This window comes from Micromonospora sp. WMMC241 (assembly GCF_027460165.1).
GTDB classification, from domain to species: domain Bacteria; phylum Actinomycetota; class Actinomycetes; order Mycobacteriales; family Micromonosporaceae; genus Micromonospora; species Micromonospora humi.
In genome coordinates this window covers 2,678,566-2,697,409 of sequence record NZ_JAPZBF010000001.1, presented here as the reverse complement: position 1 = coordinate 2,697,409, position 18,844 = coordinate 2,678,566, and the positions used below count along the sequence as shown (strand labels likewise).

Genomic DNA, 18,844 nt, shown 5'->3' with positions numbered 1-18,844 from the left:
GCCCGCCCCGCCCGTCGATCTTGGACTTGCGGCGCCTCGGATGCCCCTTTCGCGAGCTTTGCAAGGTGCCACAATTCCAAGATCGACGGACCGAGCGAGCGGGTGAGGGCTGCGGTCGACAGGGTCAGGCGTTCGCGATCAGCAGCGCGGGGCGTTCGACGCAGTCGGCCACGTGACGCAGGAACCCACCCGCCACGCCACCGTCGCAGACCCGGTGGTCGAAGGTGAGGCTGAGCTGGGTCACCTTGCGGACCGCGAGCTGACCGTCGACCACCCACGGCTTGTCCACGATCCGCCCGACGCCGAGCAGCGCCGCCTCCGGGTGGTTGATGATCGGCGTGGAGCCGTCCACGCCGAACACGCCGTAGTTGTTGAGCGTGAACGTGCCGCCGGTCAACCGCCCGGGCGGCAGCGTGCCGGCCCGCGCCGCCGCCGTGGTCTCGGCCAGCGCGGCGGCCAGTTCCCCGGTGGTGAGCCGCTGGGCGTCGCGCAGCACCGGCACGACCAGGCCCCGGTCGGTCTGCGCGGCGATGCCCAGGTGCACCCCGGCGGACTGCACGATCCGCTGGCCCTCGGTGTCGACCCGCGCGTTGAGCTGCGGATACTTCCGCAGGCCGCTGAGGCAGATCCGGGCCAGCAGGGCCAGGATGCTCACCGGCGCGTCCGGGCTCGCGGCGTTGATCGCGGCCCGCGTCTCCAGCAGCCCGGTGGCGTCCACGTCCACCCAGATGGTCACCTCGGGGATCTCCCGACGGCTGCGGGACAGCTTGTCCGCGATCACCTTGCGGATGCCGGTGAGCGGAACGACCACGTCGCCGTCGCCGGCCGGGGCGAGCCCGACGTGCGCGTCCGGCGCGTCCGGCACCGCCGCCAGCCGTGCCGCCGGGACGGACAGGGCCGCCTCCACGTCCGCCCGGCGGATCACGCCACCGGGACCGGTGCCGCGCAGCGACGCCAGGTCGACCCCGCGTTCCTTCGCCAGCCGCCGCACGATCGGCGAGATGACCAGCGGCGCCGCGGCCGGGCCACCGGTCCGCACCGGATCGGACGCCCGGTCCACCGACGCGGGCGCGCCGGCCGGGTCCGACGCGTCGGCCACCACCCCCGAGCCGGTTCCGGCCGGGGCCGCAGGGCCGGGCCGGGCCGACGGGCCGGCCGGCGACGCGGGGCCGGAGCCGGAGTCCGCCGGGGCCGGTGGGCCGGGTTCCGGGGCGACCGACAGGCGGGGCCGGCGGCGTCGCCGGCCCGGCACGCCGTGCCCGGTGCCGTACCCGATCAGGACGTTTCCGGAGCCGGCCCGCTCCTCCTCGCGGTAGGTGGCGTGCGGGTCCGGATCGTCGCCGCCGTCGAGCGCGGCGATGGTGATCAGCGGCTGGCCGACCGGGCGAACCTCACCCGCCGCGCCGTGCAGCGCCACGACCCGACCGGGGTACGGGCAGGGCACGTCGACCACGGCCTTGGCGGTCTCCACCTCGACCACGGTCTGGTCCACGGTGACCACGTCGCCGACCGCGACCCGCCACTCGACGATCTCCGCCTCGCTCAACCCCTCACCCAGGTCCGGCAGGAGGAAGTCGCGGGTCCCCACGGTCGCGCTCATGCCGGGCCGGTCGGGCATGCGCTCACGGCCCTCGCTGCGCTCGGTGCGTTCGCTCATGCCGGGCCGGTCGGGCATGCGCTCACGGCCCTCGCTGCGCTCGGTGCGTTCGCTCATGCCGCCACCCACCGATTGTCGGGCTGGTCGTCCCACTGCAACCGGGCCACGGTGTCCAGCACCCGGTCCACCGAGGGCAGGTGGGTGTGCTCCAGCATCGGCGCGGGGTAGGGGATGTCCAGCCCGGACACCCGCAGCACCGGGGCGTGCAACGCGTGGAAGCAGCGCTCCTGCACCCGCGCGGCGATCTCGGCGCCGACACCGGCGAAGCCCTGCGCCTCCTGGATCACCACGCACCGGCCGGTCCGGCGAACCGACTCGGTAACGGTGGCGTCGTCGAACGGCACGATGCTGCGCACGTCGACCACCTCCAGGTCCCAGCCCTCCTCGCGGGCCGCCTCCGCCGCGGCCAGCGCCACCGGCACCGCCGGGCCGTACGCGACGAGCGTGGCGTCGGTGCCCGGCCGGCGTACCACGGCCGTGCCGATCGGCGCGGTGCGCGCCGGCAGCTCCGCCTCCGCGCTGCCGAAGTAGAGCTTCTTCGGCTCCAGGAACACCACCGGGTCCGGGTCGTCGATCGCGGCGCGCAGCAGCGAGTACGCGTCGTCGACGGTGGCCGGCGTGACCACCTTCAGGCCGGGCGTGTGCGCGTAGTAGGCCTCGGACGAGTCGCAGTGGTGCTCGACGCCGCCGATGCCGCCGGCGTAGGGCACCCGGATGACGATCGGCACGCTGAGCGCGCCCCGGGTGCGGTTGCGCAGCTTCGCCACGTGCGAGGCGATCTGCTCGAACGCCGGATAGGCGAACGCGTCGAACTGCATCTCGACCACCGGCCGCAGCCCGGACATGGCCAGACCCACCGCGAATCCGACGATGCCCGCCTCGGCCAGCGGGGTGTCGAAGCAGCGCTTGTCGCCGAAGCGGGCCTGCAACCCGTCGGTGATCCGGAAGACGCCGCCGAGCTGCCCGACGTCCTCGCCGAAGACGACCACCCGCTCGTCGTCGAGCATCGCGTCGGCGAGCGCGGCGTTGAGCGCCTTCGCCATGGTCACGGTGGCCATCAGGCGTCCCCCTCCGCGTCGCGGGCCGCGGCCAGCTCGGCCCGGACCAGTTCCCGCTGCTCCACCAACTGCGGCGTGGGCTCGGCGTAGACGTGGTCGAAGAGGCTGAGCGGGTCGACCGTGGGCTGCTCGTCCATCCGCCGGCGCAGCGTCGCGGCGTACGCCTCGGCCTCCTCGGCGATCGCCGCGACCGCGGCGTCGTCCAGCACGCCCCGGGACCGCAGGTACGCCTCCAGCCGGGCGATCGGGTCGCGGTCGCGCCACGCCTCGACCTCGTCGGCGTCGCGGTAGCGGGTCTGGTCGTCGGCGTTGGTGTGCGGTTCCATCCGATAGGTGTGCGCCTCGATCAGGTACGGGCCTTTGCCCGACCGGGCGTGCGCGATCGCGCGGTGCAGCACCGCCAGCACGGCCACCGGGTCGTTGCCGTCGACCTGCTCGCTCGGCACGCCGTAGCCGACGCCCTTGTAGGCCAGGCTCGGCGCGGCGGTCTGCCGGGACAGCGGCACGCTGATCGCGTACTTGTTGTTCTGCACCAGGAACACCACCGGGGCCTTGAACACGGCGGCGAAGTTGACGCCCTCGTGGAAGTCGCCCTCACTGGTCGCGCCGTCGCCGATGAACGCGAGCGCCACGGTGTCGCGCCCCTGGTAGGACTCGCCGTAGGCCAGCCCGGCGGCGTGCACGGTCTGGGTGGCCAGCGGGGTGCACTGCGGCGCGGTGCGGGTGACGGCCGGGTCGTACCCGCAGTGCCAGTCGCCGCGCAGCAGGGTGAGCACCTCGACCGGGTCGAGGCCGCGCGCGGTCAGCGCCATCGACTCCCGGTAGGTGGGGAACACCCAGTCCGCGTCGCGCAACGCGAGCACGCCGCCGACCTGGCAGGCCTCCTGGCCGCGCGCGGACGGGTAGACCGCCAGGCGGCCCTGTTTGGTCAGCGCGGTGGCCTGGGTGTCGAAGCGGCGGCCGACGACCATCCGGCGGTACATCTCGCGCAGCGTCTCGACGGGCGGCTCGGGGTAGTCGTCGCGGGGCGGCAACGCGGTGCCGTCGGGGTTCAGCAACCGGACCGGCTCGGGCTGCGGCAGCAGGCCGGCCGACGGGTCGGCGGCGGCCGGGGTGGCCGGCCGGCGGGTGCGCGGGGATGCCCTGCGGACCGCCTGGGGTGTGGTCGTCACGGCGGGGACCTCCTGGACGTGTGGTGGCCCTATGCTCCTGCCCAGGGATGATTGACTCAACATCCGCGATGAACGCGGGACGAATGGCACCGGGAGGTGAGCGCGATGAGCCAGGAGACCGGCGCCACAGCGGGCGCGCCGGGCGGAACGGGACGTTCGGTCGGACCGCTCGACGAGGTCGACCGGCGGATCCTGGGTGAGCTGGTCGCCGACGCCCGGCTCTCCATCCGCACGCTTGCCGAACGGGTGCACGTCTCGCGCACCAACGCGTACGCCCGGGTGGAGCGGCTGCTGCGCGACGGCGTGCTCACCGGCTTCACCGCGCGGGTGGCGCCCGAGCCGGCCGGGCTGGGCACCTCGGCGTACATCGCGCTGACCATCGAGCAGAACACCTGGCGGGAGGTCTCCGCCGAGCTGGCCCAGGTGCGCTACATCGAGCACGCGGCGCTGCTCAGCGGTGAGCACGACGTGCTGGCGCTGGTCCGCGCGCCGGACAACGCCACCCTGCGGGACGTGGTGCTCGACCGGGTGCAGAGCATCGCCGGGGTGCTCTCCACCCGCACCTGGCTGGTCTTCGAGGAGTTCGACGGCACCCAGAGCCCCTGGGCCTGAGCGCTCAACGCTCGGGTGGCGGCTCCAGCCCGTCGGAGTCGGCCAGGGCCAGCAGCGGCTCCAGCGAGTACCGACGGCCGTCCAGGCCGGCGTGCGGGTCGCCGCGGTCGGCGAACCGGGCCGGCATGCTGAGCACGTCGAAGTCCTCCGGCCGGGCGTCGTCCAGCTCGGCCCAGTCCAGCGGCGCGGAGACCAGCGCCGCCGGCGTGGGCCGGATCGAGTACGCCGAGGTCATGGTGTGGTCGCGGGCCATCTGGTTGTAGTCGACGAAGACCGGCCGGTCACGCTGGTCACGCCACCAGGTCGTGGTGACCAGGTCGGGCAGCCGGCGCTGCATCTCAAGGCCGAGCGCCAGCACCGCCCGCCGGCACTCGCCGAAGCTCCACCGCGGCTCGATGGACAGGTAGACGTGGATGCCCCGCCCACCGGTGGTCTTCGGGAAACCCTCCATCCCCAGCTCGGCCAGGAACGCCCGCACCTCGTGGGCCACCGGCACCACCTGCGCGAACTCCACCCCCGGCATCGGGTCCAGGTCGATGCGCAACTGGTCGGGGCGTTCCACGTCGGCCTTCGACACCGGCCACGGATGGAAGCGCAGGGTGCCCAGGTTGGCCGCCCAGATCACCACCGCCAACTCGCTCGGGGCCACCTCGTCGGCGGTCCGGCCGCTGGGGAACGTGATGTGCGCGGTGCGCACCCAGTCGGGCGCGCCCGCCGGCAGCCGCTTCTGGTAGAAGGCGTCGCCCTTGTTGGTCTGCCGGGTGGCCACCTTGGCACCCTCGAACACCCCGCGCGGCCAGCGTTCCAGCATGGTCGGCCGGTCCCGCAGCGCCCGCAGGATCCCGTCGCCGACGGCGAGGAAATAGCGCACCACGTCCAGCTTGGTCAGCCCGCGTTCCGGAAAGTAGGGCTTGTCGGGGCTGGAGACGCGGACCAGCCGCTCCCCTACCCGGATCTCCTCGGCCGCCGCGGTCGCCACGCAGAACACCGTAGGGCACCGGCCGGCGTCGTGCGGGCATCTCCTCAGGCGACCAGCAGAATCCCGACCGCGATCAGCGGGATGGAGACGAAGAGGAAGATGCCGACACCGGTGAGCACCCGGCCACCGCCGCCGTCCTCGCGCTCCGGCGCCAGCCCGAACGTGGACCGGGCCGGCAGCATGCCGATCCGACTCAACGTCAGGTCACCGGTCATCCCGATCAAGCCGCCCACCAGCATGAACGCCACGCCGACCCGGTGCACGAAGTCGCCCCCGCCGACCGCGACCCAGATGCCCACCGCCGCCGCGATCACCACCACCGCGATCACGAAGAGCACCAGCGCCTCGCGCAGCCCTCGCACCACCGTCGACATGCCCACCCCTTCCGCACGGGCCACCGGCGGCCCGGCGGACATTCTGCCGGGTCGATGCAACCTCGCGCTGCCCCACCGACGACACCCGGTGGGCACGGCCGCGGAGCCGGCCGGAGCGGCCGCGGGCGGGCGCGCCCCGCGGTCGGCCGGTTCAGACCGGCCGGGCCGGCGCGGTTACCCGGCGCGGGGCTCGGGTACCGGGAGCCGCATGGCGGAGTTGGCAGAGCTCTGGATCGTCCGGCACGGCGAGAGCACCGCGAACGTCGCGGCCACCGCGGCCGAGACGTCCGGCGCCGAGCTGATCGACCTCACCCACCGCGACGCGGACGTGCCGCTGTCGCCGACCGGCGAGGAGCAGGCCCGGGCGACCGGACGGTGGCTGGCCGGCCTGCCCGAGGGGCGCCGGCCCGAGGTGGCCGTGGTGTCGCCGTACCTGCGCGCCCTGCGCACCGCCGAGTTGGCGCTGGCCGGGACCGGCGTCCCGATGAGCCGCGACGAGCGGCTGCGCGACCGGGAGCTGGGCATCCTCGACGGGCTCACCGGGCACGGGGTGCGCCGGCGCCACCCGGAGGAGGCGCGGCGGCGCGACCGGCTCGGCAAGTTCTACTACCGTCCGCCCGGCGGCGAGTCATGGACGGACGTGGCCCTGCGGCTGCGCACCCTGCTCGGCGACCTGCGGCGCGACCACGACGGCGGCCGGGTGCTGCTGTTCGGCCACGACGCGCTGGTCTTCCTGCTCCGCTACCTGGTGGAGGGGCTCACCGAGGAGGAGCTGATGGCGCTCACCCGCGAGCACGTCATCGCCAACTGCTCGGTGACCGGCTGGCGCGCCGACGACGCCGGGCGGCTGCGCCCGGAGACGTTCAACGACGTCGCCCACCTGCACCGGCAGGGGGCGCGGCCCACCAGGGAGGACGAGGTCCATGCCGAACCGGTCTGACGTGATCACCCCCGCGCTGCTGCGTGACTGGGCGCTGCCCGTGCCCACCGGCGGCAAGGAGGCACGCGGCACGGTGCTGGTGGTCGGCGGCTCCCGGTTCACCCCGGGGGCGGTGCTGCTGGCGGGCGTGGCCGCACTGCGCGCCGGCGCCGGTGTGCTCCAGCTGGCCACCGCCGAGTCCACCGCCGCGGCGCTCAGCATCCAGGTCCCCGAGGCACTGGTGGTCGGCCTGCCGGAGACCGGCGAGGGCGCGGTCCGGGGCGACCCCGGTGACGTGCTCGGTGGCCTGGTCGCGGACGCGGACGTGGTAGCGGTCGGTCCCGGGTTGACGGACATCGACGCCACCGGGAAGCTGCTGCGCCTGGTGCTCGACGCGGCCGGCCGGGAGACCGCGCTGGTGCTCGACGCGTACGCGCTCGGGGCGCTCAGCCACGAGCCGGACCTGCTGGCCGGCTCCGGCCGCAAGGCGGTGCTCACCCCGAACCTCACCGAGGCCCGGCACCTGCTCGACCGCGACCCCGGCGACGACCTGGACGCCGAGGCGGTCGAGCTGGCCGGCCGGTACGACGCGGTGGTCTCGCTGTACGGCCACATCGCCACGCCGGACGGCCGGGCCTGGCGGGAGGAGAGCGGCGACGCCGGGCTGGGCACCTCGGGCAGCGGTGACGTGCGCGCCGGCCTGCTCGCCGGGCTGTTGTCCCGGGGCGCCGACCCGGCGCAGGCGGCCTGCTGGGCGGCGTTCGCGCACGCGGTGAGCGGGCAGCGGCTGGTGCCCCGGTACGGCCGGATCGGGTTCCTCGCCCGTGAGCTGCTCGACGAGATCCCCTACACCCTGGCGACGGTCTGACGGTCGACGTGCGGCGGCCTGTGGTGTGTGTAACACCACAGGCCGCCGCCACGCTGAACGGGCAACGGCGAGCAGCCTGCTCGTCCCGGATCGGCCCCTGGGAGTACGTGTGCAGAATCTTCGTCGCAAGACACTGGCCGGCACGTCCGCCGCGGCGCTCGGCGTCGGCCTCGCCCTCACCGGTGTTCCGTCGCCGGTGGCGGCCGCCGGACCGGAGACCTCCTACCTGGTCCTCGCCCCGCAGGGCACCACCACCGGCAAGGCCGCCGCCCGGGTGGCGGCCGCGGACGGCACGGTGGTGGCCAGCTACGACCAGATCGGCGTGCTGGTCGTGCGCTCGACCAACCCGTCGTTCCCCACGCGGGTGGCAGGCGCGGGCGTCCAGTCGGTCGCGTCCACCGCCGGCCTGGGCACCGCCCTCGACGAGGGCGAAACGGTGGAGGTGTCCGCGACCGCCGCCACCGCCGACCCCACCCGTGAGCCGCTCTACGGCCAGCAGTGGGACATGGACATGATCCACCTTCCGCAGGCCCACGCGGTGACCACCGGCCGCCCGGACGTCGTCGTCGGCGTGCTCGACAGCGGCATCTCCAGCACCCACCCGGACCTGGCGACCCAGATCGCCAAGGACAAGAGCACGTCCTGCGTCGGCGGCGTCACCGACACCGCCGAGGCGGCGTGGAACCCGACCACCAGCGACCACGGCACCCACGTGGCCGGCACCATCGCCGCAGCGGTCAACGGCGTCGGCGTCGCCGGCATCGCACCCGGGGTCAAGGTGGCCGCCGTCAAGGTGGTCAACGACGACGGCTACATCTTCCCGGAGGCCGCGGTCTGCGGGTTCCTCTGGGCCGCCGACCACGGCATGCGGCTGACCAACAACAGCTACTACATCGACCCGTGGGAGCTGAACTGCCGCAACGACGCCCGGCAGCGCCCGGTGTGGCAGGCCGTGCAGCGGGCGATCCGCTACTCGCAGTCCAAGGGCGTGCTGAACGTGGCGTCCGCCGGCAACTCCAACTACGACCTCGCGCACAAGATCACCGACACCGGCAGCCCGAACAACGGCACCCCGGAGGAGCGCGAGAACCTCACCAACGCCTGCCTCGACCTGCCGGCCGAGGTGCCCGGCGTGGTGACCGTCGCCGCGGTCGGCCCGACCGGCGAGAAGAGCTACTACTCCTCCTACGGCCAGGGCGTGATCGACGTGACGGCGCCGGGCGGCGACACCCGGTTCCGCACCCAGGGCGCGCGCTCGACGTCCACCGACGGCATCCTGTCCACCACCTTCAACACCGTCACCCGCACCAACGGGTGGGGCTACAAGCAGGGCACGTCGATGTCCGGTCCGCACGCCACCGGCGTCGCGGCGCTGGCGCTGTCGGCCCACCCGGGCATGACCCCGGGCCAGCTGTCGTCGTTCCTGGAGCGCACGGCGGTGGCGAAGTCCTGCCCGGCCGGCGTCTACAACCCGGTCCCGCTGATTCCGACGGGTCCGAACGCCTACGACGCGACCTGCTCCGGCGGTAACCGGAACGGGTTCTACGGCGCCGGCCTGGTCGACGCGTACAACGCGGTGCGGTAACCGCGACCCACACCGACCGGGCCCGGCGCGACTGCGCCGGGCCCGGTCCGTTTGTCCTGGTCGGACGTCGGGTAGGGGGGCATCGTCAGCCGACCTAGGAGGTAACCCGGTGTCCACCGACGCGATCGTCCTGCTCAAGGAGGACCACAAGGAGATCCGCCGCCTGTTCAAGGCCTTCCAGGATGCCGAGGACGGGCCGGCGAGCAAACGCGGGAAGATCGTCACGCAGATCATCGAGGCGCTGACGGTGCACACCTACCTGGAGAACGAGGTGATGTACCCGGAGGTCCGCAAGCTGGTGCCCGACGTCGAGGACGACATCCTCGAGTCGTACGAGGAGCACCACGTCGCGGACGTGCTCTGCCTCGAGCTGTTCGCGATGGACGCCGACGACGAGCGGTTCGTCGCCAAGACGACGGTGCTGATCGAGAACGTGCTGCACCACGTCGAGGAGGAGGAGCAGGAGTGGTTCCCGAAGGTGCGCGACGCGCTCGGCCGTAACCAGCTCCAGGAGATCGGCCAGCGGATGCTCGACCTGCGCCCGAAGGCGCCGAAGACGCCGACCGCCCCGAAGGCGCTGAAGAAGGCCCGCGACGCCGTGACCGCCTGACCCCGGATGCAGGGCGGGGCCCCCGCTTGACACGTGGATGTTAAGAGGGGGCCCCGCCTATGCAGAATGCGTTAACAAGGGGCCCCTCCTTGCACCTCAGTCGCCGGAGCCGGGCTCGGCCATCTTGCGGTGCTGCTCCGCCTTCAGCCGGTCCGGGACGATCTTGCCGGCGGCGGTCTGGATCTTGTTGATCATTGAGCCGGCCGCGACCTTGTGCTCGCCCTTCATCAACGCCTCGAAGGCGTCCTCGGCGACCTTGCGGGGGTCGTCCTTCTTCCCCTGGCCGACCCGGGTGTCCGCCATGTCGGCCCGGTCGAAGAACTCGGTGTCCGTCGGACCGGGCATCAGCGCGGTCACCGTCACGCCGCTGTCCTTCAGCTCGTTGCGGATCCCCTCGGCGAAGGACTGCACGAACGACTTCGAGGCGTTGTAGACCGCCTGGTACGCCCCGGGCATGGTGGCGGCGATCGACGAGGTGAACAGCACCCGTCCCGCGCCCCGCCGGACCATCTCCGGCAGCAGCAGCTTCGCCAGGTGCACGGTCGAGCGTACGTTCAGGTCGACGATGTTCAGCTCGTCGACCAGGTCGGTGCCGCCGACGAAGTCCCCGCCCGCGCCCCGGCCGGCGTTGAGCGCCAGCGCGTCGACCGGACGTCCCAGCGCGGTCACCGCCCCGGCCAGCCGCTCCACCCCCTCCGGGGTGGCCAGGTCCGCCCGCACGGGGTGCACCTCGGGGCCGCCGTCGCGCCGCAGGTCGCCCGCCGACGACTCGATCCCCGCGTCCTCGGCGACGGCCACCACGTCGTACCCGTGCTCGACGAACTGGACGGCCAACTCGTACCCGATGCCGCTGGACGCCCCGGTCACCACGGCGAGCGGCCGTCCGGTGGTCGGTGTGGTCATGGTCGTGCCTCCTCTCGGTGCGGCCGGCGGACCGGCCGTCACCCTCGTGTGCCCCACGAGGGGACGCCCAACCCCGCAGGTCCGGTCCGGCGCCGACCGCTAGGATCGGCACGGGCCGTGACTGGCGCGTGGAGATGGAGCACCATCGGGGAGCGGCCTCGTCATGAGGACGCATGCCGAGCGCCTGGGCCTTCCGCACGTCACCAGGAGGTCGCATGTCGCACAACGTCGAGTCCACCGCCTTCCGCAGCGCGCTCGAGGTGATCCGCGCCGTCGAGCCGCGGGTGGCGGACGCCATCGGCGCGGAGCTGGCCGACCAGCGCGAGTCGCTGAAGTTGATCGCCAGCGAGAACTACGCCTCCCCCGCGACGCTGCTGGCGATGGGCAACTGGTTCAGCGACAAGTACGCCGAGGGCACGGTCGGCCGCCGCTTCTACGCCGGCTGCCAGAACGTCGACACCGTCGAGGCGCTGGCCGCCGAGCACGCCAAGGAGCTGTTCGGGGCCGCCCACGCCTACGTGCAGCCGCACTCCGGCATCGACGCCAACCTGGTCGCCTTCTGGGCGATCCTGGCCGACCGGGTCGAGTCGCCCGCGTTGAAGAAGGCCCAGGTCCGCCAGGTCAACGACCTCACCGAGGCGGACTGGTTCGCGCTGCGCCGGGAGCTGGGCAACCAGCGGATGCTCGGCATGTCGCTCGATGCCGGCGGGCACCTCACCCACGGCTTCCGGCCGAACATCTCCGGCAAGATGTTCGACCAGCGCAGCTACGGCACCGACCCGGCCACCGGCCTGATCGACTACGACCGGGTGGCCGAGGCGGCCCGGGAGTTCAAGCCGCTGATCCTGGTCGCCGGCTACTCGGCGTACCCCCGGAAGGTCAACTTCCGGGTCATGCGGGAGATCGCCGACTCGGTCGGCGCCACCTTCATGGTCGACATGGCGCACTTCGCCGGGCTGGTCGCCGGCAAGGTCTTCACCGGCGACTTCGACCCGGTGCCGCACGCGCACATCGTCACCACCACCACGCACAAGTCGCTGCGCGGCCCGCGCGGCGGCATGGTGCTCTGCGGCCCGGAGCTGGCCGACCAGGTCGACCGGGGCTGCCCGATGGTGCTCGGCGGCCCGCTGCCGCACGTGATGGCCGCCAAGGCGGTCGCGCTGGCCGAGGCCCGGCGCCCCGACTTCGCCGACTACGCCCAGCGGATCGTCGACAACGCCCGGGCGCTCGCCGACGGGCTGCTGCGCCGGGGCGCGACGCTGGTCACCGGCGGCACCGACAACCACCTGGTGCTCATCGACGTCTCCGGGTACGGCCTGACCGGCCGGCAGGCCGAGCAGGCGCTGCTCGACTCCGGCATCGTGACCAACCGCAACGCGGTCCCGCAGGACCCGAACGGCGCGTGGTACACCTCCGGCATCCGGATCGGCACGCCGGCACTGACCACCCGGGGCCTCGGCACCGCCGAGATGGACGCCACCGCCGAGCTGATGCACACCGTGCTCACCCAGACCAGCGCGGGCACCGGCCCGGACGGCGCCCCGTCGAAGGCGAAGTACGTGCTCGACCCGGCGACCGCCGAGTCGGTCGGCAAGCAGGCCGCCGACCTGCTCACCCCGTTCCCGCTCTATCCCGAGGTCGAGCTGGGCTGAGACGCGCCCGCGCCCCTGCCGACCGGGCGGCCGGCAGGGGCGCGGACCTCAGCGCAGCGGGCGCTTGAGGTGGTAGCGGTGCACCTCGGTGCTGCCCTGCACGTTGTTCACGTCCTCGGCGGCGGAGACCAACTCCCAGCCCTCCCGGCCCACCCGGTTGAGGTGCGCGACCGCCGTGTCGCCGTACGCGGTGACGTCGGTGCGGGACCCGTCCGGGCCGTACCAGACGAACGAGACGTGGAAATTCCGGCCCTGCCCCTGATAGCGGCGGACCAGCAACGCGTACTCCCAGGCAACCATCCGTCCATTATCAACGGACACCCGGGCGCGACGGAACACGGGTGGTGCCGGAACGACGACGGTACGGCGTCAGACCGGCGCGGCCGCGGTGTCGGCGACGAGCGCGGCGAGCCGGTCCAGGCCCCTGTCGATCTGCACCGGGGTGACCGCGCTCACCGACAGTCGTAGCGCGTTCACCGGCGTGCCGGCGTCGTAGAAGTGCGCCATCGGGGTCCAGAGCACGCCGTACTCCCGCGCGGAGCGGTGCAGCAACGCGTCGTCGACCGGGAACGGCACGGTCAGCACCACGAAGAAGCCGCCGGCCGGCACGGTCCAGCGCACCGGGCCGCCGGCCGGGAAGCGCCGGGCCAGCCCGTCGACCAGGTGGTCCAGGTTGCGGGCGTACGCGGCCCGCTCCCGGACGTTCGCGGCGACCAGCGAGCAGTCGTGCGCCAGCAACGCGCCGCCGATCACCGCCTGGCTGATCGGCGACGTGTTCACCGTGACCATGCTCTTGATCTTCGCGAGCTGGTCGGCGAGCGGGCCGACCGTGCCGTCCGATCCCCTCACCCGCTGGTCGGCGACCACGTAGCCGACCCGGGCGCCGGGCAGCACGGTCTTGGCGAACGAGCCGAGGTAGACCACCCGGCGGGCGGTGTCCAGCGCCTTGAGCGTGGGGCGGCGGTCCGTGCCGGCGGCCGGGAAGAGCCCGTACGGGTTGTCCTCGATGAGCAGCAGGTCCTCCTCGGCGGCCAGGTCGAGCAGCCGGCGCCGGTGCGCGGTGTCCATGCTGACCCCGGACGGGTTGGCGAAGTCCGGCATCACGTAGCAGGCCCGCGGCCGCAGCCCCTCGGCGCGGGCCCGGCGCACCCCGGCGCGCAGGTCGGCCAGGTCGACGCCGTCCGGCCCGCCGGCCACCGGGCGCACCGGCAGGTCGACCAGGCGGGCCGCGCCGGTCAGCCCGACGTACGTCGGCGCCACCGCGAACAGCACGTCGGACGGGTCGGCCCGCAGCGCGCGCAGCACCAGGAACATCGCCTCCTGGCAGCCGACGGTCACCACGATCGCCTCCGGGTCGACAGTGATCCGCTCGTCGACGGCGAGATTGCGGGCGACCAGGTGGTGCACGATCCCCTTCGTCCGGCCGTACTGCAACAGCGTCCGGTCCACCTGGCCCGGGTCGAGCCCGAGGTCGTCCGCGAGGTGCCGGCGGAAGCGGTCCAGGTGCTCGGGCAGCCGCGTCGAGTCGAAGAACTCCTCGTAGGGCCGGCCGGCGGCCAGCGACACCGCGTCGGGATAGTGCTGTGCCACCTCGTTGAGGAAGTTCATCGAGTTCAACGCCGGGTCGTCGACGCTGCCGTGCAGCGCCGTGACGGTCAGGTCCACCGGTTCCACGTCAGCCTCCGATCCGGGTGCGCAGCCGCCGGGCCGCCGCCGGGTCGGGGCAGCCGCTGAGGATGAGCGCGTCGCGCAGCTCGGCCGCGAGCAGTTCGAGGGCGGTCTCCGCGCCGGCCCGGCCGCCGGCGGCGAGCGCCCAGAGCATCGGCCGGCCGACGAGCACGCCTGACGCGCCGAGCGCGAGCGCGCGCAGCACGTCCACGCCGCCACGGACGCCGCTGTCCAGCAGCACCGCGCACCGCTCCCCCACCGCGTCGACCACCTCCGGCAGCACGCTCACACTGGCCGGTGCGGCGTCGAGCTGCCGGCCGCCGTGGTTGGAAACCACCACCGCGTCCACGCCGGCGTCCGCGGCGCGGACCGCGTCGCGCGCGTCCAGGATGCCCTTGACCAGCAGGGGCACCGGGGTACGCTCGCGCAGCCAGGCCAGGTCCGCCCAGCTCAGCGCCGGGGCGAAGACCGCGCCGGTGTGCACCGCCACGGCCGAGACGCCGGGCGTGCCCTGGTGGGCCAGGTCGTCCCGGCCGCCGGGCAGGTTGGCGGCGGTGACGTGCGGCGGCAGCGCGAAGCCGTTGCGCGCGTCGCGCAGCCGCCGGCCCAGCACCGGCACGTCCACGGTGACCACCACCGCCGCGCACCCGGCGCCCAGCGCCCGGTCGAGCAGGTCGGCCACCAGCGCCCGGTCCCGCAGCCAGTAGAGCTGGAACCAGACCGTCCCGCCGGCCGCCGCGATCTCCTCGATCGGCGTGCTGGACAGCGTGCTGGCCACGTAGGGCACACCCGCCGCGCCGGCCGCCGCCGCGAGCGCCGGCTCGCCGTCGGGATGCAGCAACCGCTGGTACGCCATCGGCGCGACCGCCACCGGCAGCGCGGCCCGGCCACCCGGCAGCGGCGCCTCGGTGGAGGCCTCCTCCACGCCGGCCAGCATCCGGGGCACCACCGCCACCCGGTCCAGCGCGGCCCGGTTGGCGGCCAGCGCGGTCTCGGTGCCGCTGCCACCGTCGACGTAGTCCCACACGTCGGCCGGGAGCACCGCCCGGGCCAGCGCCGCGAAGTCGTCCAGGCACGCCGGCTCCACGAAGCCCGGTTCGGGTTCAGGCATGCTCGGTCCCGACGGTCGCCCGAGTAGGCGTCGGGTCGAGGCCGAAGCGCCGGCGCAGGAACGTGGCGGCGCGCTGCTGGGCGTCTCGGCCGGCGTCGAACACGCCGGGCATGGCGAAGAAGCCGTGCACCATGCCCGGGTAGTCGGCCGTCTCGGTGGGCACGCCCGCCTCGCGCAGCCGCTCGGCGTAGCGGCGGCCCTCGTCGCGCAGCGGGTCGTGCCCGGCGGTGACCACGAGCGCCGGCGGCAGGCCGGACAGATCCTCGGCGAGCAGCGGCGAGGCGAGCGGGTGGGCCGCGTCGCCCGGGTCGGTCAGGTAGTGGCCGCGGTACCAGCCGACCGAGTGCCTGTTGAACAGCAGCGGGTCCTCGTCGTCGCCCGGACGCCGGCCGGGACGCTGGTCGGTGTTCGGGTAGACCAGCACCTGGGCGGCGAGCCGGGGGCCGCCGTCGGCGCGGGCCAGCAGCGTCACCGCGGCGGCCAGGTTGCCGCCGGCGCTGTCCCCGCCCACCGCCAGCCGGCCCGGGTCGATGCGGAACTCCTCGGCGTGGGCGGCCAGGTGGCGCAGCGCGGCGTGGCAGTCCTCCACCGCGGCCGGGAACGGGTGCTCCGGGGCGAGCCGGTAGCCGACGGTCACGGTCTGGCAGCCGGCCAGGTTGACCAGCCGGCGGCAGATCCCGTCGGCGGTGTCCACGCTGCCGAGCGTCCAGCCACCGCCGAAGAAGTAGACGAGCGTGGGCAGCGGGCCGTCGCCGGCCGGCCGGTGGATCCGCACCGGCAGCGGCCCGGCCGGGCCGGGCACCTGCGTGTCGCGTACCTCCGCCACCGGCTCGACCGCGCCGGCGCCGGCGCGGATCGCGGCGAGGTCGGCGGCGCGGGCCTCGGCGAGCGTCTGGGTGTAGAGCGGCGCGGCGCCGGCGGCCGCGCGCGCGGCCCGCCACGCGACCACCTGCGGATCGAGCGTCATCCGGCCTCCCCGGTGGTGACGAAGAGCTTGTCGATGCCGCGCAGGAAGAGGCTGCCGCTGTAGGTGTAGGGCTGGGTGACCGCGAGCCGGGGGAAGCGGGCGAAGAGGCGGGGCAGCGCGAGGCGGCCCTCCAGTTTCGACACCGCCGAGCCGAGGCAGAAGTGCAGCCCGACGCCGAACGCCAACGACGGCGGGCCGTCGCGACGCGGGTCGAAGCGGTCCGGGTCGGGGAACCGGGCCGGGTCGCGGTTGGCGGCGGCGATCAGCAGCAGCACGTTGTCGTCGCGTTCCACGGGCACGCCGTCCAGCTCGGTGTCGGCGGGCGCGGAGCGGGCCAGGAAGTGCACCGGGCTCTCCATCCGCAGCACCTCGTCCACGCAGCCCCGGGCGAGCGCGTCGTCGCCCGGCAGCGCGGCGGTCACCTCCGGGTGGGCGAGCAGCAGCGGCAGGCCGTTGCTGAACATGTAGACGGTGGTGACGAAGCTGGCGTTGAACAGCACGATCAGGTTGCTGATCAGCTCGTCCTCGGTCAGCTCGACCTCGCCGGCGTCGAGCACCTCGACCAGGCCGCTGATCAGGTCGGCGTCCGGTGCGCGGCGACGGTGCGCGATCAGGTCGCGGTAGAACGACCGCAGCTCCTCGGCGGCCTGGTTGGCCCGGGCCAGCCGCTCCGGCGTCTTGCCGGCGACGTCCATGTACTCGTCGATCCAGTCGACCCGCTGCCGGTACCAGGCCAGGTCCGCCGCCGGCAGGCCGATGAACTCGGCCATCACCAGCGCCGGGACCGGGTACGCGAAGTCGGCGACGAAGTCCACCTCGGTGCCGTCCGCGCCGGCCTCGGCCATCGCCTCCAGCCGCTCGTCGACGATCCGCACCACCACCGGTTCCAGCGCGCCCAGCCGGCGCGGGGTGAACGTGCTGGCGAACACCGCGCGCATCCGGGTGTGGTCCGGCGGGTTCACGAACATCATCGAGGTGAGGAACGTGCGCAGGATCTCCTGCTCCTCCCAGCCGGGCGGGAAACCCTTGTACCAACCGGGATCGCGCAGGATCCGATCCACCACGTCGTACCCGCCGGCCACGGCGGTGACGGTGCTGTGCTCGGCGCGGGTGGGAATCGCGTTGATCGGCCCGTGCTCGTGCAGGGCCGCGTAGAAGGGATAGGGGTTCTGCCGGCCCTGCTCGCTGTACAGGCCGGTCAGGATCTCGCTGACGTCCACGGCGGTTCTTCCTCCCCAGGAATGGCGGCGGGGGCGGCCGCCGTGTCGACGCCGCCCCCGCCCGGTGTCACAGCCCGAGCAGTCGCAACGGGACGGCGTTCGCCATCGCCTGCGCGCCCGCGTCGTTCGGGTGGATGTGGTCCCCGGCGTCGTACGCCGGGAGCAGCCGGCTCGGCCGCGCCGGGTCCCGCAGCACGGCGTCGAAGTCGAGCACGCCGTCGAACTCGGCCCGCCCGGCGCCGCGCAGCCAGGCGTTCACCGCGTTGCGGGTGGCGTCCTTCTCCTCGGTCCACACCCCCGGCCCGCCGTTGCCCTCGTACGGGGTGATGGTGCCGACCAGGCTGGTCAGGCCGCGCGCCTTCACCTGCTGGTTGAGCTGCCGCAGCGACGCGATGATCGCCTCGCTGCTGTCGCCGCTCATCCAGATGTCGTTGATGCCCAGGTGGGTGATGACGGTACGCACGCCGGTCTGCGGGAACACGTCCTCGTTGAGCCGGGCCAGGGCGTTCGGGCCCAGCTCGTAGTAGCCGGGGAAGCCGCCCGCGCCGGGCTCGGTGCCCTCGTGGTTGAGCCGGTTGCCGGCCAGGCTGAGGTTGAGCACGCCCGGCGTGCGGACCTCCGGGCGGGCGTCGACGAGCCGCTCGGCGAGCAGGTCCGGCCAGCGCTTGTCGGCGTTGACGGTGCTGCCGTTGCCGTCGCCGATGGAGTCGCCGAGCACCACCACCGAGCCGGGGGTGGCCTTGCGCTCGACGTCGATGCCGGAGAGGAACATCCAGCAGCAGTTCGGCCTGATGGTGAAGCCGGCCCCGTCGGCCGCGGTGGTCAGGTCGGTCGCCCCGATGAAGTTGGTGACCCGGGACTGGCCGTGGAACGTGACCGGCCCGGTGAGCACCGGGAAGTACAGGGTGACCACCAGGTCCTCCTGCTCGGCCACCGGGTAGGCCAGCGGGTCGCTGAGCAGTTCGGCGCCCTTGTTGATGGTGGCCGACGTGCCGCCGGAGAACCGCAGCTCGCGGACGCTGGCCGGGTCGACGTCGGACAGGTCGTCGACGGTGGCGGTGTTCGGCCGGGCGACGGTGGCGTGACCGACCTTGACGGCCTGCTCGCCGTAGAGGTTGGTGAGCCGCACCCGCAGGCGCGGGCCACCCACCGTGGTCTGCACCGTCATCCGGATGCTCTGGTCGTTGAGGCCGGTGTTGGTCAGGCCCACGGTGTTCCCGCGGGTCACCGCCGCGGCCCAGCTCCCGGCCCACTCGGCGCGCCCGTGCCCGGCGCGGTCGGTGTCGGTGGGGCCGGCGCTCGCGGTGACCGCCGGGGTGCCGGCGAGCAGCAGCGTTGCGGCGGACGCTATGACGTGCCATCTCTTCGGGGTCGGCATCGAACCTCCATGTTCGGCAGCCCTGGGCGTGGCGCGGTCGGCGCCATCTTCCCGGGCGATGGACCGGAAACTAGCCGCCGGCGGTGACGAGCGTCAATCAACCTGATCGAC

The 18,844-nt window shown here is 73.8% G+C and carries 18 protein-coding genes and 1 riboswitch; of the genes, 6 read left to right on the top strand and 12 right to left on the bottom strand.

The features are described 5' to 3' along the window. Positions 1-124: 124 nt before the first annotated feature. From O7598_RS12480 to pdhA, 3 genes are all read right to left on the bottom strand, one after another. A complete protein-coding gene (locus tag O7598_RS12480) occupies positions 125-1,600 on the bottom strand; it encodes a dihydrolipoamide acetyltransferase family protein (RefSeq protein ID WP_269694856.1) in 1,476 nt (491 codons plus the stop codon). Positions 1,601-1,710: 110 nt separating this feature from the next. Next, on the bottom strand, positions 1,711-2,715 hold the full coding sequence (locus O7598_RS12475) for an alpha-ketoacid dehydrogenase subunit beta (protein ID WP_269691491.1): 1,005 nt from the start codon (positions 2,713-2,715) through the stop codon (positions 1,711-1,713). Further along, positions 2,715-3,920: a pyruvate dehydrogenase (acetyl-transferring) E1 component subunit alpha gene (pdhA, locus tag O7598_RS12470; RefSeq protein ID WP_269694855.1), complete on the bottom strand. Its 1,206-nt coding sequence runs from the start codon at positions 3,918-3,920 to the stop codon at positions 2,715-2,717. The genes O7598_RS12475 and pdhA overlap by 1 nt, the downstream gene beginning before the upstream one ends. Positions 3,921-3,992: 72 nt before the next feature. Between pdhA and O7598_RS12465 the strand changes: the two genes are divergently transcribed. Beyond that, complete coding sequence (locus O7598_RS12465; protein ID WP_269691490.1) at positions 3,993-4,499, top strand: Lrp/AsnC family transcriptional regulator; 507 nt, start codon at positions 3,993-3,995, stop codon at positions 4,497-4,499. A gap of 4 nt (positions 4,500-4,503) precedes the next feature. On the opposite strand, the gene O7598_RS12460 is transcribed toward O7598_RS12465, so the two are convergent. Together O7598_RS12460 and O7598_RS12455 are read right to left on the bottom strand one after the other, a co-directional pair. Beyond that, positions 4,504-5,487, bottom strand: coding sequence for a DNA polymerase domain-containing protein (locus tag O7598_RS12460; protein WP_269691489.1), 984 nt, complete (start codon positions 5,485-5,487; stop codon positions 4,504-4,506). Positions 5,488-5,522: 35 nt separating this feature from the next. Beyond that, positions 5,523-5,852, bottom strand: a complete 330-nt coding sequence (locus tag O7598_RS12455) for a hypothetical protein (RefSeq protein WP_269691488.1) — start codon at positions 5,850-5,852, stop codon at positions 5,523-5,525. A gap of 208 nt (positions 5,853-6,060) precedes the next feature. Here O7598_RS12455 and O7598_RS12450 point away from each other — a divergent pair, with 208 nt between their 5' ends. From O7598_RS12450 to O7598_RS12435, 4 genes are all read left to right on the top strand, one after another. Then, positions 6,061-6,792, top strand: coding sequence for a histidine phosphatase family protein (locus O7598_RS12450; protein ID WP_269691487.1), 732 nt, complete (start codon positions 6,061-6,063; stop codon positions 6,790-6,792). Further along, complete coding sequence (locus O7598_RS12445) at positions 6,776-7,639, top strand: NAD(P)H-hydrate dehydratase (RefSeq protein WP_269691486.1); 864 nt, start codon at positions 6,776-6,778, stop codon at positions 7,637-7,639. The genes O7598_RS12450 and O7598_RS12445 overlap by 17 nt, the downstream gene beginning before the upstream one ends. 109 nt (positions 7,640-7,748) lie before the next feature. Beyond that, positions 7,749-9,224: a S8 family peptidase gene (locus tag O7598_RS12440; protein WP_269691485.1), complete on the top strand. Its 1,476-nt coding sequence runs from the start codon at positions 7,749-7,751 to the stop codon at positions 9,222-9,224. Between the two features lie 109 nt (positions 9,225-9,333). Beyond that, complete coding sequence (locus O7598_RS12435) at positions 9,334-9,834, top strand: hemerythrin domain-containing protein (RefSeq protein ID WP_269691484.1); 501 nt, start codon at positions 9,334-9,336, stop codon at positions 9,832-9,834. A gap of 96 nt (positions 9,835-9,930) precedes the next feature. Here the strand turns inward: O7598_RS12435 and O7598_RS12430 are convergent, their stop codons facing one another. Next, positions 9,931-10,737 carry an SDR family NAD(P)-dependent oxidoreductase gene (locus O7598_RS12430; RefSeq protein WP_269691483.1) on the bottom strand — a complete coding sequence of 269 codons (807 nt, stop codon included), beginning with the start codon at positions 10,735-10,737 and terminating at the stop codon, positions 9,931-9,933. Positions 10,738-10,844: 107 nt separating this feature from the next. Continuing rightward, positions 10,845-10,934: riboswitch (ZMP/ZTP riboswitch) on the top strand. A gap of 18 nt (positions 10,935-10,952) precedes the next feature. Between O7598_RS12430 and O7598_RS12425 the strand changes: the two genes are divergently transcribed. Further along, positions 10,953-12,389, top strand: coding sequence for a glycine hydroxymethyltransferase (locus tag O7598_RS12425; RefSeq protein WP_269691482.1), 1,437 nt, complete (start codon positions 10,953-10,955; stop codon positions 12,387-12,389). Between the two features lie 48 nt (positions 12,390-12,437). Here O7598_RS12425 and O7598_RS12420 read toward each other — a convergent pair whose 3' ends face one another. The 6 genes from O7598_RS12420 to O7598_RS12395 all read right to left on the bottom strand — a co-directional run bounded on the left by O7598_RS12420 (position 12,438) and on the right by O7598_RS12395 (position 18,706). Beyond that, on the bottom strand, positions 12,438-12,689 hold the full coding sequence (locus O7598_RS12420; protein WP_091056082.1) for a hypothetical protein: 252 nt from the start codon (positions 12,687-12,689) through the stop codon (positions 12,438-12,440). 69 nt (positions 12,690-12,758) lie between these two features. Next, the gene (locus O7598_RS12415; RefSeq protein WP_269691481.1) at positions 12,759-14,063 is read right to left on the bottom strand and encodes an aminotransferase-like domain-containing protein; all 1,305 of its coding nucleotides are present in this window, start codon (positions 14,061-14,063) and stop codon (positions 12,759-12,761) included. A gap of 1 nt (position 14,064) precedes the next feature. Further along, positions 14,065-15,168, bottom strand: a complete 1,104-nt coding sequence (locus O7598_RS12410; RefSeq protein WP_269691479.1) for an alpha-hydroxy acid oxidase — start codon at positions 15,166-15,168, stop codon at positions 14,065-14,067. After that, positions 15,161-16,135 carry an alpha/beta hydrolase gene (locus O7598_RS12405; protein ID WP_269691478.1) on the bottom strand — a complete coding sequence of 325 codons (975 nt, stop codon included), beginning with the start codon at positions 16,133-16,135 and terminating at the stop codon, positions 15,161-15,163. Before O7598_RS12405 ends, O7598_RS12410 begins: the two co-directional genes overlap by 8 nt. Beyond that, a complete protein-coding gene (locus tag O7598_RS12400; protein WP_269691477.1) occupies positions 16,132-17,355 on the bottom strand; it encodes a cytochrome P450 in 1,224 nt (407 codons plus the stop codon). The genes O7598_RS12405 and O7598_RS12400 overlap by 4 nt, the downstream gene beginning before the upstream one ends. A 67-nt stretch (positions 17,356-17,422) precedes the next feature. Then, on the bottom strand, positions 17,423-18,706 hold the full coding sequence (locus O7598_RS12395) for an SGNH/GDSL hydrolase family protein (RefSeq protein ID WP_269694854.1): 1,284 nt from the start codon (positions 18,704-18,706) through the stop codon (positions 17,423-17,425). Between the last annotated feature and the right edge of the window lie 138 nt (positions 18,707-18,844).